The organism is Pseudomonas sp. AC255 (assembly GCF_979258175.1).
The window spans coordinates 1185912-1200835 of sequence record NZ_OZ409841.1 but is presented as its reverse complement, the minus strand read 5'-3'; the positions used below and the strand labels follow the sequence as shown (position 1 = coordinate 1200835).

The 14924-nt window shown below is 60.9% G+C and carries 14 protein-coding genes and 1 pseudogene; 9 read left to right on the top strand and 6 right to left on the bottom strand.

Annotated features, from left to right (window positions below; genetic code table 11):
* Nucleotides 1-150: 150 nt before the first annotated feature.
* A complete protein-coding gene (htpX, locus tag ACZZ0K_RS05690) occupies nt 151-1038 on the top strand; it encodes a protease HtpX (protein ID WP_007908619.1) in 888 nt (295 codons plus the stop codon).
* Between the two features lie 175 nt (nt 1039-1213).
* Here htpX and ACZZ0K_RS05685 read toward each other — a convergent pair whose 3' ends face one another.
* Nucleotides 1214-1867: a thiopurine S-methyltransferase gene (locus tag ACZZ0K_RS05685; RefSeq protein WP_258707020.1), complete on the bottom strand. Its 654-nt coding sequence runs from the start codon at nt 1865-1867 to the stop codon at nt 1214-1216.
* A gap of 103 nt (nt 1868-1970) precedes the next feature.
* Between ACZZ0K_RS05685 and ACZZ0K_RS05680 the strand changes: the two genes are divergently transcribed.
* Entirely contained in the window at nt 1971-2738 is a 768-nt protein-coding gene (locus ACZZ0K_RS05680) for a DODA-type extradiol aromatic ring-opening family dioxygenase (protein ID WP_463559014.1), read from the top strand.
* A gap of 116 nt (nt 2739-2854) precedes the next feature.
* On the opposite strand, the gene ACZZ0K_RS05675 is transcribed toward ACZZ0K_RS05680, so the two are convergent.
* Nucleotides 2855-4528, bottom strand: a complete 1674-nt coding sequence (locus tag ACZZ0K_RS05675) for a DEAD/DEAH box helicase (protein ID WP_016770859.1) — start codon at nt 4526-4528, stop codon at nt 2855-2857.
* 419 nt (nt 4529-4947) lie between these two features.
* On the opposite strand from ACZZ0K_RS05675, the pseudogene ACZZ0K_RS05670 reads away from it, so the two are divergent.
* A pseudogene (locus ACZZ0K_RS05670) lies at nt 4948-5737 on the top strand (crotonase/enoyl-CoA hydratase family protein).
* Nucleotides 5738-5845: 108 nt separating this feature from the next.
* Here ACZZ0K_RS05670 and ACZZ0K_RS05665 read toward each other — a convergent pair.
* Nucleotides 5846-6601, bottom strand: a complete 756-nt coding sequence (locus ACZZ0K_RS05665) for a spermidine synthase (protein WP_258707021.1) — start codon at nt 6599-6601, stop codon at nt 5846-5848.
* 151 nt (nt 6602-6752) lie between these two features.
* On the opposite strand from ACZZ0K_RS05665, the gene ACZZ0K_RS05660 reads away from it, so the two are divergent.
* A complete protein-coding gene (locus ACZZ0K_RS05660) occupies nt 6753-8099 on the top strand; it encodes a class II 3-deoxy-7-phosphoheptulonate synthase (RefSeq protein WP_038861070.1) in 1347 nt (448 codons plus the stop codon).
* 131 nt (nt 8100-8230) lie between these two features.
* On the opposite strand, the gene ACZZ0K_RS05655 is transcribed toward ACZZ0K_RS05660, so the two are convergent.
* Both ACZZ0K_RS05655 and ACZZ0K_RS05650 read right to left on the bottom strand, forming a co-directional pair.
* Nucleotides 8231-9457, bottom strand: coding sequence for a winged helix-turn-helix domain-containing protein (locus ACZZ0K_RS05655; protein ID WP_122746654.1), 1227 nt, complete (start codon nt 9455-9457; stop codon nt 8231-8233).
* 64 nt (nt 9458-9521) lie between these two features.
* The gene (locus tag ACZZ0K_RS05650) at nt 9522-9743 is read right to left on the bottom strand and encodes a DUF1127 domain-containing protein (protein WP_130929310.1); all 222 of its coding nucleotides are present in this window, start codon (nt 9741-9743) and stop codon (nt 9522-9524) included.
* A gap of 97 nt (nt 9744-9840) precedes the next feature.
* On the opposite strand from ACZZ0K_RS05650, the gene ACZZ0K_RS05645 reads away from it, so the two are divergent.
* Entirely contained in the window at nt 9841-10695 is an 855-nt protein-coding gene (locus ACZZ0K_RS05645) for a LysR substrate-binding domain-containing protein (protein WP_174823892.1), read from the top strand.
* On the opposite strand, the gene ACZZ0K_RS05640 is transcribed toward ACZZ0K_RS05645, so the two are convergent.
* On the bottom strand, nt 10685-11431 hold the full coding sequence (locus ACZZ0K_RS05640; RefSeq protein ID WP_374046287.1) for a sulfite exporter TauE/SafE family protein: 747 nt from the start codon (nt 11429-11431) through the stop codon (nt 10685-10687). The genes ACZZ0K_RS05645 and ACZZ0K_RS05640 overlap by 11 nt on opposite strands.
* Nucleotides 11432-11542: 111 nt before the next feature.
* Here ACZZ0K_RS05640 and ACZZ0K_RS05635 point away from each other — a divergent pair, with 111 nt between their 5' ends.
* From ACZZ0K_RS05635 to ACZZ0K_RS05620, 4 genes are all read left to right on the top strand, one after another.
* Nucleotides 11543-12499, top strand: coding sequence for a LysR family transcriptional regulator (locus ACZZ0K_RS05635; protein WP_258707023.1), 957 nt, complete (start codon nt 11543-11545; stop codon nt 12497-12499).
* Nucleotides 12500-12581: 82 nt separating this feature from the next.
* Nucleotides 12582-13037 (top strand): MarR family winged helix-turn-helix transcriptional regulator, encoded by a 456-nt coding sequence (locus tag ACZZ0K_RS05630; protein WP_258707024.1) that lies wholly within the window; start codon nt 12582-12584, stop codon nt 13035-13037.
* A gap of 329 nt (nt 13038-13366) precedes the next feature.
* Nucleotides 13367-13786 carry an organic hydroperoxide resistance protein gene (locus ACZZ0K_RS05625; RefSeq protein WP_007940002.1) on the top strand — a complete coding sequence of 140 codons (420 nt, stop codon included), beginning with the start codon at nt 13367-13369 and terminating at the stop codon, nt 13784-13786.
* 36 nt (nt 13787-13822) lie between these two features.
* Entirely contained in the window at nt 13823-14833 is a 1011-nt protein-coding gene (locus ACZZ0K_RS05620; RefSeq protein ID WP_024013773.1) for an alpha/beta hydrolase, read from the top strand.
* Nucleotides 14834-14924 lie beyond the last annotated feature (91 nt).

Sequence of the window (14924 nt, the reverse complement as noted above, 5' to 3'; positions counted from 1 at the left end):
GTATCGGAATCGAGGGTGGGAATTTTCTTTTTCCTCAAGAAACCGCTGTAGGACACAGTTTGAAATAGTCACTCGGTTGAATAGCCCGGTGCCGCACCTTATATACCCCGCAGTACGCTACATCTTTAGCTTGAGGAGAGTTCTACAACCATGATGCGCATCCTGCTGTTTTTGGCCACTAACCTGGCGGTCGTGCTGATAGCCAGCATCACCCTGAGCCTGTTCGGCTTCAACGGGTTCATGGCGGCCAACGGGGTCGACCTCGACCTCAGTCAGCTGCTGGTCTTCTGTGCGGTCTTTGGTTTCGCCGGCTCGCTGTTCTCGCTGTTCATCTCCAAGTGGATGGCGAAGATGAGCACCGGTACGCAAATCATCAGCCAGCCACGCACTCGTCATGAGCAATGGCTGCTGCAAACGGTCGAGCAATTGTCCCGCGAAGCCGGGATCAAGATGCCTGAAGTCGGGATTTTCCCGGCCTACGAAGCGAATGCTTTCGCTACCGGCTGGAACAAGAACGACGCGCTGGTCGCGGTCAGCCAGGGCCTGCTCGAGCGATTCTCGCCCGATGAAGTGAAAGCCGTACTGGCCCACGAAATCGGTCACGTCGCCAACGGCGACATGGTCACGCTGGCTCTGATCCAGGGCGTGGTGAACACCTTCGTGATGTTCTTCGCGCGGATCATCGGCAACTTCGTCGACAAGGTCATTTTCAAGAATGAAGAAGGCCAGGGCATCGCCTACTACGTGGCGACCATCTTCGCCGAACTGGTATTGGGCATCCTCGCCAGCGCAATCGTCATGTGGTTCTCGCGCAAGCGCGAATTCCGTGCCGACGAAGCCGGCGCCCGCCTGGCTGGCACCAGCGCGATGATCGGCGCACTGCAACGTCTGCGCGCCGAACAGGGCCTGCCGGTGCATATGCCCGACACCCTGAATGCCTTCGGCATCAACGGTGGCATCAAACAGGGCTTCGCCCGCATGTTCATGAGCCACCCGCCGCTGGAAGAGCGTATTGACGCACTGCGTCGTCGCGGTTGATTTGATCGCAATAAAAAAGAAGGCCCGCAGTGATGCGGGCCTTTTTTTGTATCTTCAGATCATGCGTTGTCAGCAAAGTCCCATTCGCGAGCAGGCTCGCTCCCACCTTTGAAACGCATTCCCCTGTGGGAGCGAGCCTGCTCGCGAAGACGCCGGAGCTGCTAACAGAAAACCATCAGGCAGAAACCCGATAAACCCGCTCCACCAACCACTCAACCCCGCCCTGTAGAAACTTGGGGCTCTCAGCCAGAATATCTCGCTCTTCCAGTTTCTCCAGCTGCCAACCCTGGCCCAGCAGCCGCTGCACCTCATCATCATTCACCGCAAACGGCGGCCCCGGAATCTGCGTCTGATCGTAATCCAGGGTAATCACCAGCCCCTTCATCTCTGGCGCCAGCAACTGCTGCAGATGCGCCGCGTAGCGCTGGCGCATCGCGTCCGGCAAGGCAATCAGCGCGGCGCGGTCATACAGCGCAGTACAATCTGCGACGTCCTCGGCCGTCAGCGCAAAAAAATCACCGCACCACAATTCGAACGCAACACTGCGATAAACCTTGAATGCGCCCTGCTCGCTGATCTGCGGTTGCAACTGATGTTCGCTGAAAAACTCCTCGACAGCCTTTTCCGCTAGCTCCACTCCAAGCACCTGATGTCCCTGCCCGGCAAGCCAGAGCAGGTCCAGACTCTTGCCGCACAGCGGCACCAGCACGCGTGCTGACGGTGCAATCGCCAGCTCCGGCCAATAGCGCTGCAAATACGGGTTGGCCTCGGCCTGATGAAAGCCGATCTGGTTCGAATCCCATTTCTTGTACCAAAACTCAGGCTGCATGGATCACTCCCGAAAAACCGATGAAAAACCGCAGAAACTTATATTGGATTCAGATCGATGATCTGACTGAAGATGGTTCATCTTAGCGCTCAGGAGCCCGTCCATGTTGCCCAGCCTGTTTATCTCCCACGGTTCACCGATGCTGGCGCTGGAGCCCGGTGCCAGCGGCCCGGCACTGGCGCGACTGGCCGCCGAACTGCCGCGTCCCAAAGCCATCGTCATCGTCTCTGCACACTGGGAAAGCCAGGAACTGCTGGACAGCAGCCACCCGCATCCGGAAACCTGGCACGACTTCGGCGGTTTCCCCCGTGCGCTGTTTGAAGTTCAGTACCCGGCCCCGGGTAATCCGCAACTGGCCGCAGAGGTGGCTGAGCGGTTGAACACCAATGACCTGCCGGCTCGGCTCGATCCGCAACGACCGTTCGATCATGGTGTCTGGGTGCCGCTGTCGTTGATGTATCCGCAGGCCAACATTCCGGTGGTGCAAGTCTCGCTGCCGAGTCGTGGCGGGCCGGCGTTGCAGACGCGAGTTGGCCGCGCGCTGGCGAGCCTGCGCGAACACGGCATTCTGTTGATCGGCTCCGGCAGCATCACCCACAATCTCCGCGAGCTGGACTGGCATGCCGGCCCGGAAAGCATTGAACCGTGGGCGCGGGATTTTCGTGACTGGATGATCGACAAACTGGCGGCCGACGATGAAACGGCGCTGCATGATTATCGCCAGCAGGCGCCAAATGCGGTGCGCAGTCACCCGAGTGATGAGCATCTGTTGCCGTTGTATTTTGCTCGCGGCGCGGGCGGGGTTTTCAGCGTGGCGCATCAGGGTTTCACGATGGGGGCGCTGGGTATGGATATTTATCGCTTCGGCTGACGTCATCGCTGGCAAGCCTGCTCCCACAGGGTTTTGTGTAAACCCAAAAAGCAGGCAAAAAAATCCCCGAACCAGTCGGGGATTTTTTATGTTCGATCAATCAGCCCAAGGGCAGATCAATCTTCGCGGTAGCGACGCAGCTTGAGCTGCTTACCAGCCACGCGAGTGTCCTTCAGCTTGGTCAGGAGCTTTTCCAGACCTTCTTCCGGCAGTTCGACGAGGCTGAAGCTGTCACGCACCTGGATGCGACCGATCGCTTCACGGGCCAGACCGCCTTCGTTGAGGATGGCGCCCAGCAGGTTTTTCGCAGCGATACCGTCACGCGCACCCAGCGCGGTACGGCAACGAGCGCGGCCTTCGCCCAAAGGCATTGGCGCGCGACGCTCGCGGTCACCACGATCAGGACGGTCACCGGAACGCTCAGGACGGTCGCCACGCGGTGCGTTGTTCGGCACCAGTGGACGTTCCTTCTCGATCGCGGCCAGGTTCAGCGCTTGACCATTGGTGGCCTTGCGCAGCAGCGCAGCAGCCAGTGCACGCGGGGTGCAACCGATGTCGGCAGTCAGGCGATCAAGCAGTTCGCCGTGAGTCGATTCGGCATCAGCAACCAGCGGCGACAGGCTGTTGGTCAGTTTCTTGATGCGTGCATCGAGAACGGCTTGAGCGTCTGGCAGGCGTACTTCGGCAACTTTCTGACCGGTTACGCGCTCGATCACTTGCAGCATGCGGCGCTCACGTGGAGTCACCAGCAGCAGTGCACGACCTTCGCGACCGGCACGGCCGGTACGGCCGATACGGTGCACGTAGGACTCTGGGTCGTACGGCATGTCAACGTTGAACACGTGAGTGATGCGCGGAACGTCCAGACCACGGGCAGCAACGTCGGTCGCGACAACGATGTCCAGACGGCCATCTTTCAGCGAGTCGATCACGCGCTCACGCTGGTTCTGGGCGATGTCACCGTTCAACGCGGCGGCTTTGTAGCCTTTGGCGTCGAGGGCGCTGGCCAGGTCCAGGGTCGCTTGCTTGGTGCGCACGAACATGATCAGGGCGTCGAAGTCTTCGACTTCCAGCAGGCTGAGTACGGCCGAGGTTTTCTGGTCAGCGTGAACCAACAGGTGAGCCTGTTCGATCGCGGTAACGGTCTGGGTCTTGGTCTGGATCTTGACGTGTTGCGGATCGCGCAGGTGGCGTTCGGCAATGGCGCGGATCGACTGCGGCAGGGTCGCCGAGAACAGCACGGTCTGGCGGGTCGATGGCAGAGCCTTGAAGATGACTTCCAGGTCATCCATGAAGCCCAGCTTCAACATTTCGTCAGCTTCGTCGAGAACCAGATGGTTCACAGTCGACAGGACTTTCTCGTCGCGACGCAGGTGGTCGCACAAACGACCCGGAGTAGCGACAACAATCTGTGCGCCATTACGGATTGCCTTGAGTTGCGGGCCCATCGGCGCGCCGCCGTAGACAGCCACGACGGTGACGCCTGGCATTTGCTTGGCGTAGGTTTCAAAAGCGGTTGCTACTTGCAGCGCCAACTCTCGGGTTGGCGCCAGGATCAGGGCTTGCGGTTCGCGCTTGGCAGGATCGATGCGGTGCAGAATAGGCAGTGCGAACGCGGCGGTTTTACCGGTACCGGTTTGCGCCTGGCCAATCATGTCCTGGCCGGCCATGATGATCGGGATCGATTGCTGCTGAATCGCCGAAGGCTCTTCGTAGCCAGTCGCTGCGACGGCTGCAAGAATATTCGGGTTGAGATTAAAAGCGGCGAATCCGCCGGTTTCCTGGGTCATGGGTCTGCCTCTAAGTGCATCCGCAAAGACCCATGCTCCAAAGCTGCGCATGCCGTGTTGAGACTCAAGAGTCGCCCTGGCAGCTTTGTCGGCGGGGATTTGCGAAAACGAATGAATGAAGATGAATCGTCAAGGAAGAGCCCGCAATGCGGACGTGCAGCCGAAGCTGACTTCGGGAAATGCGCTACCTAAACGCGGCCCGGTTAAAGGCCGGCGCGCACTATACCGGATTTCGCCCGAAAAGGGAGCTTTTTTTGTGGCCCTTATCCGTGTGTCACCGCCGTGTAACGGGGTTTTGCGGATAATCGCGCAACGGTCTATTTTGCAAAGGCCCGGCCCTGCGGGCGATGACGCTTAAACGGTTCACCGACCTGCGGCAAAGCGCCGCGCACCCGCCCTTCCCGCTTGAGGATTTAGCCATGAATCAGCCCAGCGCCGGCCGCGTCAGTCGAGAACGTCGTGGTCATGTGCACTTGATCGGCCTCGATCGTGCGGCCAAGCGCAACGCTTTCGATATCGACCTGCTCAACGACCTGAGCCTGGCCTACGGCGAGTTCGAAGCCGACCGCGAAGCGCGGGTCGCCGTGGTGTTCGGCCATGGCGAACACTTCACCGCCGGACTCGATCTGGTCAATGCCAGCGCGGCGCTGGCCGAAGGCTGGCAGGTTCCGAGCGGCGGCTGCGATCCCTGGGGCGTTTTCGTCGGCCCACGGGTGAGCAAACCGGTCATCGTCGCCGCGCAGGGTTACTGCCTGACCATCGGCATCGAGCTGATGCTGGCGGCGGACATCAACCTGTGCGCGAGCAATACCCGCTTCGCGCAGATGGAAGTGCAGCGTGGGATCTTTCCGTTTGGCGGCGCGACTTTGCGTTTCCAGCAGATTGCCGGCTGGGGCAATGCGATGCGCTGGTTGCTCACTGGCGATGAATTTGATGCCCACGATGCGTTGCATCTGGGCCTGGTGCAGGAAGTGATGGCCAGCGAAGATTTGCTGCCCCGCGCGATCGAGCTGGCCGAACGGATTGCCCGGCAGGCGCCGCTGGGGGTGCAGGCGACCTTGATGTCAGCGCGACAGGCGCGCTATGAGGGGAGACAGCGGCGGCGCAGGCGTTACCGGCGCTGGTGAAGAAGTTGCTCGCCACTGAGGATGCCCGGGAGGGGTGCGGTCGTTGGTGGAGCGGCGTCCGGGGATCTTCAAAGGCATCTGAAGATTCTGCTGCCTGTCAGGGCCTTTTCGCGAGCAGGCTCGCTCCCACAGGTAGAACGCATTTCAAATGTGGGAGCGAGCCTGCTCGCGAAGGGGCGGTCCTGCCGGCTCAGGTCGCCGGGCGAATCGCGTTGATCAACGACTGCAACGAATAACCCAGCTGCGGCGCCAGCGCTTCGGCCCGCTGGGTCAGCGCCTGCATGTCCAGCGCCTGATCGAGATCCGCAGGAACGATCAGAATCACGTTGCCCTCCTTCACCGGCAACTCCCAGTAATGCCGGTGATAGAGCCCGCGCAACAACGCCGCGCCCAGCGGTTTGCCATCCTCGGTGGCCCACTGGTTGATCACCAGCCAGCCGCCCGGATTCAGGCGCTTCTGACAATCGCCGAGAAAACTCCAGGCCAGATGCCCGACACCGGGACCGACATCGGTATAGAGGTCGACGAAAATCAGATCCGCCGGCTCGGCAGTCGGCAGCAATTCCAGCGCATCGCCGACGCGGATATACAACCGCGGATCATCATCCAGACCGAGATATTCAATGGCCAGGCGCGGCACGTCCGGGCGCAGTTCGATGGCTTCGACGTCTTCCAGCGGCAGAAACTTCAGGCAAGCCTGGGTCAGCGTGCCCGCACCCAAACCGAGAAACAGCGCGCTCTCCGGCTGCTCGTGGCACAGCGCGCCGATCAGCATGGCGCGGGTGTAGTCGTACTCCAGCCAGCTCGGGTCGGCAGTGAACACGCAGCTCTGCTCGATCGCATCGCCGAACTCGAGAAAGCGGTAATCGGCCACTTCCAGCACGCGAATCACGCCGAACTCATCCTGTACTTCGGCGAGCAGATGCTCGACGCGCTCCTCAGTCATTTCGTCTCCTGATGGTCACCGGGCGCGGTGACGCGATGGCACCGCTGTGGCGCCGTGGCAAAGCGGCGATTGTCGGCGATGGGGCAGGAGCAGGTCACGCACTAATTGCTGCTAACATGGCGCTTCCCTGCGTATGAACTTCGAGACCGTGATGAGCCAACCGTGGAGCCCTGACAGCTGGCGCGCCCTGCCGATCCAGCAACAACCGCAATACCCCGACGCCGCGCACCTGCGCCAGGTCGAGCAAACCCTGGCCAGCTATCCGCCGCTGGTGTTCGCCGGCGAAGCGCGCGAGCTGCGCCGGCAGTTTGCCGAAGTCACTCAGGGCCGCGCGTTCCTGTTGCAGGGCGGCGATTGCGCGGAAAGCTTCGCTGAATTCTCCGCCGCGAAGATCCGCGACACCTTCAAAGTGTTGCTGCAAATGGCAATCGTCATGACCTTCGCCGCTGGCTGCCCGGTGGTCAAGGTCGGGCGCATGGCCGGCCAGTTCGCCAAACCGCGTTCGGCCAACGACGAAACCATCGGCGGCGTAACCTTGCCGGCCTACCGTGGCGACATCGTCAACGGCATCGGCTTCGACGAAAAGAGCCGCGTGCCCGATCCGGAGCGTTTGCTGCAGTCCTATCATCAGTCCACAGCGACCTTGAACCTGTTGCGCGCTTTCGCCCAGGGCGGTTTTGCCGACCTGCACCAAGTGCACAAGTGGAACCTGGATTTCATCGCCAACTCGGCGCTGGCCGAGAAGTACAGCCACCTCGCCGACCGCATCGATGAAACCCTCGCGTTCATGCGCGCCTGCGGCATGGACAGCTCGCCGCAACTGCGCGAAACCAGTTTCTTCACTGCCCACGAAGCGTTGCTGCTGAATTACGAAGAAGCCTTCGTGCGCCGCGACAGCCTGACCAACGATTACTACGATTGCTCGGCGCACATGCTGTGGATCGGCGACCGCACGCGCCAGCTCGACGGCGCGCATGTCGAATTCCTGCGGGGGGTGAACAACCCGATCGGGGTCAAAGTCGGCCCGAGCATGAACCCTGATGACCTGATCCGCCTGATCGACGTGCTCAACCCGGATAACGATCCGGGCCGCTTGAACCTGATCGCACGGATGGGCGCGAACAAGGTCGGCGATCATCTGCCGGCACTGATCCGCGCGGTCCAGCGCGAAGGCAAGCAGGTGCTGTGGAGCTCCGATCCGATGCACGGCAACACCATCAAGGCCAGCAGCGGCTACAAGACCCGTGACTTCGCGCAGATCCTGGGCGAAGTGAAGCAGTTCTTCCAGGTGCACGAAGCGGAAGGCAGTTATGCCGGCGGCATTCATATCGAGATGACCGGACAGAACGTCACCGAGTGCATCGGCGGCGCGCGGCCGATTACCGAGGATGGCTTGTCCGATCGTTATCACACCCACTGCGATCCGCGGATGAATGCCGACCAGTCGCTGGAATTGGCGTTTTTGATTGCCGAGACCCTGAAGCAGGTTCGGCGATGAGGTTGGCGTTCTTTATTGCCTGAACTGGCCTCTTCGCGGGCAAGCCCGCTCCCACAGGGTTCGTGTCGTATGCAATTTATGTATCCGGCACAGAACCTGTGGGAGTCTGGCTTGCCAGCGATGGCGTCAGCTCAGTCGCACCCGATCTGCGCCAATGCCACCCCAAGCCGAGCCGCACTCTCGCGCTGACAATTCAACTGCACCCGCTCAAGCCCCAGCCAACCCGCCATCCGCCGCAAATTCAGCGCCAGCGCCAGCATGCCCTCCTCGTCCAGCCCCGGTTCTTCCTCGTGCACCGCATGCACCGCCAACTGCCCTGCCGCCCGTTCGGCGCGCAGATCAACTCGCGCGGCGATCCGCTCGTTGTGCAAAAACGGCAGCACGTAATAGCCGTAAACCCGCTTGGGCTGCGGTGTGTAGATTTCCAGGCGATAGCGGAAATCGAACAGGCGCTCAGTGCGGCTGCGCTCCCAGATCAGCGAATCGAACGGCGACAGCAGCGCACTGGCAATGACCTTGCGCGGCACTTTGGGCTCCGGCAGGCAATAGGCGATCTGCCGCCAGTCGGCGACTTCACACATCTGCAATTGACCAGCTTCAACCAACTCCGCCAGACGCCGCCGCGCATCCGCAGGGTTCAGGCGAAAGTAGTCACGCAGGTCTTTTTCCGTACCAACGCCCAATGCTTGCGCCGCATGCAAGAGCAAACTGCGTTGCGCCTCGGTCTCGTCCGGCGTGGGCTGTTGCAGGATCGCAGGAGGAATCACCCGCTCGGGCAAATCGTACAAGCGCTCGAAACCGCGTCGCCCCGCCACTGTGACCTCACCGGCGGCGAACAACCATTCCAGCGCATGTTTCTCGGCACTCCAGTCCCACCATGGCCCAGCCTTGTCTTCGCGGGTCGACAGACTGCCGGCACCCAGCGCGCCCCGCTCCTCAACCGCAGTCAGCACACGGCGGATGGTTTCCTGCTGTTCGCGACCAAACTTTGCCAGTTGCTGATAGATGTCTTCGCCACGCTTGGCGCGTTGCATGCGCCAGCCCAGCAACGGGTACATCGACAGCGGCAACAGCGACGCTTCATGGCCCCAGTATTCGAACAGCGTGCGCCGACGCCCCGAACTCCAGGCAGCCTGGTCGAGCAAGTCAGAGGGGTAGGAACCGAGACGGGAAAACAGCGGCAGGTAGTGCGAGCGCACCACGGCATTGACGGAATCGATTTGCAGCAGACCCAGCCGTTCGATCAGCCGGTTGAGATGACTGGCATTGACGTTCGGCGGCTGGCGCCCGTTGAACCCTTGGGCAGCCAGCGCCAGACGTCGCGCCTGTTTGAGGGAAAAGGACACTGTCGCGGGCATTTATTCCTCCATGTCTGCTCGCAACCTACCTCACCTGAAAGGGGTTTGTGTAGCGATAGCCTCATCATTTATGCATCGGGTCGTCCCAGAACGGCCGCACGGTTTCGTGTTCGACATCGGCGCGGCTGATGCCGATGTCCTTTAGCGCCTCATCGCTTAGACCGGCGAGCATTTCCCGTTCACGATGCAGCTCATACCAGCGGCTGAATTTGTGAAGCAGATCGGACACGATATGGCCGTGGCCGGACAGCTGCTCTTGGTTTGCATACTCTCTTTGACCTTTCATCGTATTGCCTCCTTTTGTGGATGGCTCAAGTCTCGCGCCAGCGCTAAGATCAATCCAACGAATGTTTCTGATGGCATGCATCACGGAGATTCATCAATTGTCCGCCTACCCCAGTATCGATACCGATGTCCTGCGCACCTTCGTCGCGATTGCCGATCAGGGCGGTTTCACCCGTGCTGGCGAGATGGTCAACCGCACCCAGTCGGCGGTGAGCATGCAGATGAAACGTCTGGAAGAAGACGTGTTGCAGCGCCAGCTGTTCGAGCGCGATGGCCGTCAGGTGCGGCTTACGGCTGAAGGCCAAGTGCTGCTTGGTTATGCGCGGCGCATCCTCAAACTGCACAGTGAGGTGTTCAACACTCTGCGCGAGCCGCACATGGTCGGCACCGTTCGCATCGGTACGCCGGATGATTATGTGATGCGTTTTCTGCCGGGAATCCTGTCGCGGTTTGCGCAGTTCTATCCGCTGATCCAGATCGAAGTGCATTGCGAATCGACCAAACAACTGTTGCAGCGCACTGATCTGGACTTGTCGATCGTCACCCGTGAGCCGGGCAACGAGATCGGCCAGTTGCTGCGCAAGGAGCGCTTTGTCTGGGCCGAGGCGCAGAACTTCAGCGCCCACGAACAGACGCCGCTGCCCCTGGCGATGTTCAACAGTGATTGTTTCTGCCGCCTGTGGGCGTGCAATGCGCTGGACGCGATGGGCCGCGATTACCGCATCGCCTACAACAGCAGCAGCCTGTCGGCGCTGATGGCCGTGGTCAGCGCAGGGCTGGCGATCACCGCGCAACTGGAAAGCCTGATCACCCCGGACATGCGCATCCTTGGCGCCGCCGAAGACCTGCCGCTGCTGCCCGAGGCGAGCATCATGCTGATCCGCAATCTTAACAACCCGTCGCCGATCACCGAGTGCCTGGCCGAGCACATTGTCGAGGGCTTCAAACTTTAAACGCGAGCATCACCGCACACAGCACGAGGAAGCCGCAAAACAGCCCACGCAGAATTTTTTCCGGCATGGCGTGGGCAACTTTCACGCCCCAACTGATGCTGAGCAGACCACCGACCGCCAGAGGCAGACCGATCATCCAGTCGACTTCATGGTGCACGGCGTAGGTCACCAGGGTTACGCCAGTGCTCGGCAGGGCCAGCGCCAGCGACAAGCCCTGAGCGACCACTTGGCTGGTGCCGAACAGGCTGGTCAGCACCGGCGTCGCCACCACTGCGCCGCCGACGCCGAACAGACCGCCCATGGTCCCCGAGGCGGCGCCAAGCACGCCCAGCCACGGCCACGAATGGCGCATCTCGGCAGTCGGCGCTGGGCGCGGGCCGAACATCTTCAACAGGTTGTAAGCCGACAGCGCCACCAGAAAGGCGACAAAGCCGATGCGCATGGTCTGCGCATCGATGCCCACCGCCCAGATCGAGCCGAGCCAGGCAAAGCAGAAACCCATCACTGCCAGCGGCAGCGCATGGCGCAATTCGATGCGATTGCGCTGGTGATAACGCCACAGCGCCAGCATCACGTTCGGTACCACCATCACCAGCGCCGTGCCTTGGGCGATCTGCTGATCAAGCCCGAACCACACGCCAAGCAACGGAATCGCAATCAAGCCACCGCCAATGCCAAAGATCCCGCCCAATGTGCCAAGGGCGGCGCCAAACAGCAGGTACAACAGAAAATCCATCACAACGGTAATCCTCTAACGACAGGCGGCCAATGCTACGCACTCGCGCCTAGCGGGGAAACGCATAGCAACGCACAATGGCTATGCCGATTCTGCACAAGCGTGATTTCCATGAATCCCAACCAATTGACCGATCAGCTCGGCCTGTTTCTCGATGTGCTGGAGAGTGGCAGTTTTTCTGCCGCGTCGCGCCGCCATCCATTGACGCCGTCTGCCGTGGCCCGGCGCATCGACAGCCTGGAAAGTGCCGTCGGCAGTCAGCTGTTCGTGCGCAGCACCCATGCCGTGCTGCCGACTTCGGCCGGCCTGGCCTTTGCCGAACGGGCGCGGCGGATCATCGCCGAGTTGCAACTGGCGCGTGCCGAGGCGGTGTCGTTGAGCAGCGCACCGGAAGGCCTGATCCGCATCGATGCGCCAGCAGCTTTCGGGCGGCGACATCTGGCGCCGGTAATTGCCGATTTTCTCTTGCTGTACCCTGGACTGGATGTGCAGATGCACCTGATCGACAGCTTCAGCGACATGGCAGGCTCCAGCCTGGGCAAGGTCGATCTGGTGCTGCGGACCGGACAATTGGCCGACTCGCGCCTGGTCGCCACGCCATTGGCGAGCATGGTCCGCGTCGCCTGCGCCAGCCCAGACTATCTCAAGCAGCGTGGCGTGCCCGAGCACCCGGCGCAGTTGAGTGAACACGACGGGCTCGACTGGGAAGGCCTTGCGCCGCCCTTTGCCTGGAAATTCGAAGTGGACGGGCAAATGCAATTGCACCGGCCATCGCGCGTGCGGCTGAGCGCCAACAATGCCGAGGCCCTGGTGTGTGGCGCGGCGGCGGGTCTGGGCGTCGCACACCTGCCGACCTGGCTGGCCAGCGAATACCTGCTGCGTGGCGAACTGGTGCCACTGTTCTGCGAAAACGGCCTGCCGCCGCCGGAGTCCACCGGTATTTACGCGCTGCGCATGGAACAGCAGATCCATTCGCGCAGTCGGTTGTTGCTGGAATATCTGAAAACCCGCTTCAGCCCTGTGCCGCCGTGGGATCTGGCGCTGCAACGGCAATTCGCCCGGCACTGACGCCGGACATATTTATCTGGCGCCTTAAAGATTCGAGCGCTAGATTAAAAAACGATCAACGATCAACGATCAAGGCTTTGACATGACTTCCGAATGCGACAACTGCGACGACCTTCTGCTCGACAATCAGGCGTGCTTCGCCCTGCACTCGACCTCGCTGATGATGACCAAGGTCTACAAGCCGCTGTTGCAGGCGCTGGGCCTGACCTATCCGCAGTACCTGGCGATGATGGTGTTGTGGGAGAAGGACGGTCTGACTGTCGGAGAAATCAGCGCACGCCTGCTGACCGATCCGGGATCGCTGACGCCATTGCTCAAGCGTCTGGAAGCCGAAGGCCTGCTCAGCCGCACCCGCAGTCGCGAAGATGAGCGGGTGGTGATTGTGGAACTGACCGCAGCGGGCCGAGCCTTGCGCGACAAGGCGCAGACCGTGCCGCAGTGCATTCTTGGCGCCAGTGGCTTCACCCTTGAACGTCTCCAGAAATTGCAGGCCGAGCTGCAAGCGCTGCGCGGACATCTGCAAGACAGCCTGAATTAAGCCCCGCTACATCCCCCTGTGGGAGCGAGCCTGCTCGCGAAGGCAATTGATCAGTCAAAACGTGTCTCGGCTGACACGACGCCTTCGCGAGCAGGCTCGCTCCCATACTGATTTCAGCGCCAACAAAAATATTTGTCCCGCCTGAATTCCCTCGTCAAGCGCTCTAAATCAGGCCTTACCCGCCCCTTCCACGCTATGCCCTTGAGCAAAACGCGATTTTTATTAAAAATTTATCTTGCGCACTAAACATTAGCGCTATACATTCTCTTCACACCTACTTAGCGCGCAAACAATTAGCGCACAAAACCACAACCCATGAGGCTCACACCATGCAAACTCTCTACACCGCAATCGCAACTTCCACTGGCGGCCGTGACGGTCGTGCGATCTCCAGCGACAACGTGCTCGACGTCAAACTGGCCACCCCGAAAGAACTCGGCGGTGCTGGCGGCGCGGCGACCAATCCTGAGCAACTGTTCGCTGCCGGTTACTCGGCCTGCTTCATCGGCGCGCTGAAATTCGTCGCCAGCCAGACCAAGCGCAAGATTCCTGACGACGCGTCGATCACCGCCCATGTCGGCATCGGCCAGATCCCTGGCGGTTTCGGTCTGGACATCGATTTGCACATCAGCCTGCCAGGCCTGGAACAAGCCGATGCGCAGTCGCTGGTCGACGCCGCTCACCAGGTCTGCCCGTACTCCAACGCCACCCGTGGCAACGTCGATGTGCGTCTGCACGTAACCGTGTAATCACTCAAGTCTCCGGCCCGAACAAGGAAATTGAACATGAACACTTTCAGCAAAGTCTTGACCGGTACCCTTCTCGCCCTGTCGGTACACAGCGCTTTCGCCGGTGATGTCGAACACAACACCCAGGCATTTCTCGATGCGCTGAACTCAGGCAGCGGCAAGCCGATCGAGCAGCTGTCGCCCAAGGATGCCCGCGCCGTGCTGGTCGGCGCGCAGTCCGGGGTCAAGTTGACGTTGCCCAAAGCCGATGTCAGCGAGAAGACCATCCAGGTCGATGGTCAACCGCTGAGCCTGACCATCGTCCGGCCGGCCGGGGTCAAGGGTGAGCTGCCGGTGTTCATGTTCTTCCATGGCGGCGGCTGGGTGCTGGGGGACTTCCCGACTCACGAACGTCTGGTGCGCGATCTGGTAGTCGGTTCGGGGGCGGCGGCGGTGTTCGTCAACTACACCCCTTCGCCGGAAGCGCATTACCCGGTGGCGATCAACCAGGCCTACGCTGCGACCAAATGGGTGGCGGAACACGGTAAAGAGATCAACGTCGATGGCAAGCGCCTGGCCGTGGCCGGCAACAGCGTCGGCGGCAACATGGCCGCAGTGGTTGCACTGATGGCCAAGGACAAGGGCACCCCGGCGATCAAATTCCAGGTGCTGCTGTGGCCGGTGACCGATGCCAACTTCGACACCGGTTCGTACAACCAGTACGCCGAAGGGCACTTCCTCACCCGCAACATGATGAAGTGGTTCTGGGACAACTACACCACCGACGCCAAGCAGCGCAACGAGATCTACGCTTCACCGCTGCGCGCTACTACCGCGCAACTCAAAGGTCTGCCACCTGCACTGGTGCAGACTGCCAGCGCCGACGTGCTGCGTGATGAAGGTGAAGCTTACGCACGCAAACTCGACGAGGCCGGAGTACCGGTAACGTCGGTGCGCTACAACGGCATGATTCACGATTACGGTTTGCTCAACGTGGTCAGCCAGGTGCCTGCGGTGCGGTCGGCGATGTTGCAGGCGTCTGAAGAACTGAAGCAACACTTGAAGTAACCACAGTCCCATTGTGGGAGCGAGCCTGCTCGCGAAAGCGTCCCGTCAGACAGCGCTTCATTGAATGACACACCGCATTCGCGAGCAGGCT

Coding starts and splice junctions, on each gene's coding strand:
- ACZZ0K_RS05665 (WP_258707021.1), bottom strand. CDS start 6,601: ATGACTGAGGAGCGCGTCGAGCATCTGCTCGCCGAAGTACAGGATGAG.
- ACZZ0K_RS05660 (WP_038861070.1), top strand. CDS start 6,753: ATGAGCCAACCGTGGAGCCCTGACAGCTGGCGCGCCCTGCCGATCCAG.
- htpX (WP_007908619.1), top strand. CDS start 151: ATGATGCGCATCCTGCTGTTTTTGGCCACTAACCTGGCGGTCGTGCTG.
- ACZZ0K_RS05655 (WP_122746654.1), bottom strand. CDS start 9,457: ATGCCCGCGACAGTGTCCTTTTCCCTCAAACAGGCGCGACGTCTGGCG.
- ACZZ0K_RS05625 (WP_007940002.1), top strand. CDS start 13,367: ATGCAAACTCTCTACACCGCAATCGCAACTTCCACTGGCGGCCGTGAC.
- ACZZ0K_RS05630 (WP_258707024.1), top strand. CDS start 12,582: ATGACTTCCGAATGCGACAACTGCGACGACCTTCTGCTCGACAATCAG.
- ACZZ0K_RS05680 (WP_463559014.1), top strand. CDS start 1,971: ATGTTGCCCAGCCTGTTTATCTCCCACGGTTCACCGATGCTGGCGCTG.
- ACZZ0K_RS05685 (WP_258707020.1), bottom strand. CDS start 1,867: ATGCAGCCTGAGTTTTGGTACAAGAAATGGGATTCGAACCAGATCGGC.
- ACZZ0K_RS05620 (WP_024013773.1), top strand. CDS start 13,823: ATGAACACTTTCAGCAAAGTCTTGACCGGTACCCTTCTCGCCCTGTCG.
- ACZZ0K_RS05675 (WP_016770859.1), bottom strand. CDS start 4,528: ATGACCCAGGAAACCGGCGGATTCGCCGCTTTTAATCTCAACCCGAAT.
- ACZZ0K_RS05640 (WP_374046287.1), bottom strand. CDS start 11,431: ATGGATTTTCTGTTGTACCTGCTGTTTGGCGCCGCCCTTGGCACATTG.
- ACZZ0K_RS05635 (WP_258707023.1), top strand. CDS start 11,543: ATGAATCCCAACCAATTGACCGATCAGCTCGGCCTGTTTCTCGATGTG.
- ACZZ0K_RS05650 (WP_130929310.1), bottom strand. CDS start 9,743: ATGAAAGGTCAAAGAGAGTATGCAAACCAAGAGCAGCTGTCCGGCCAC.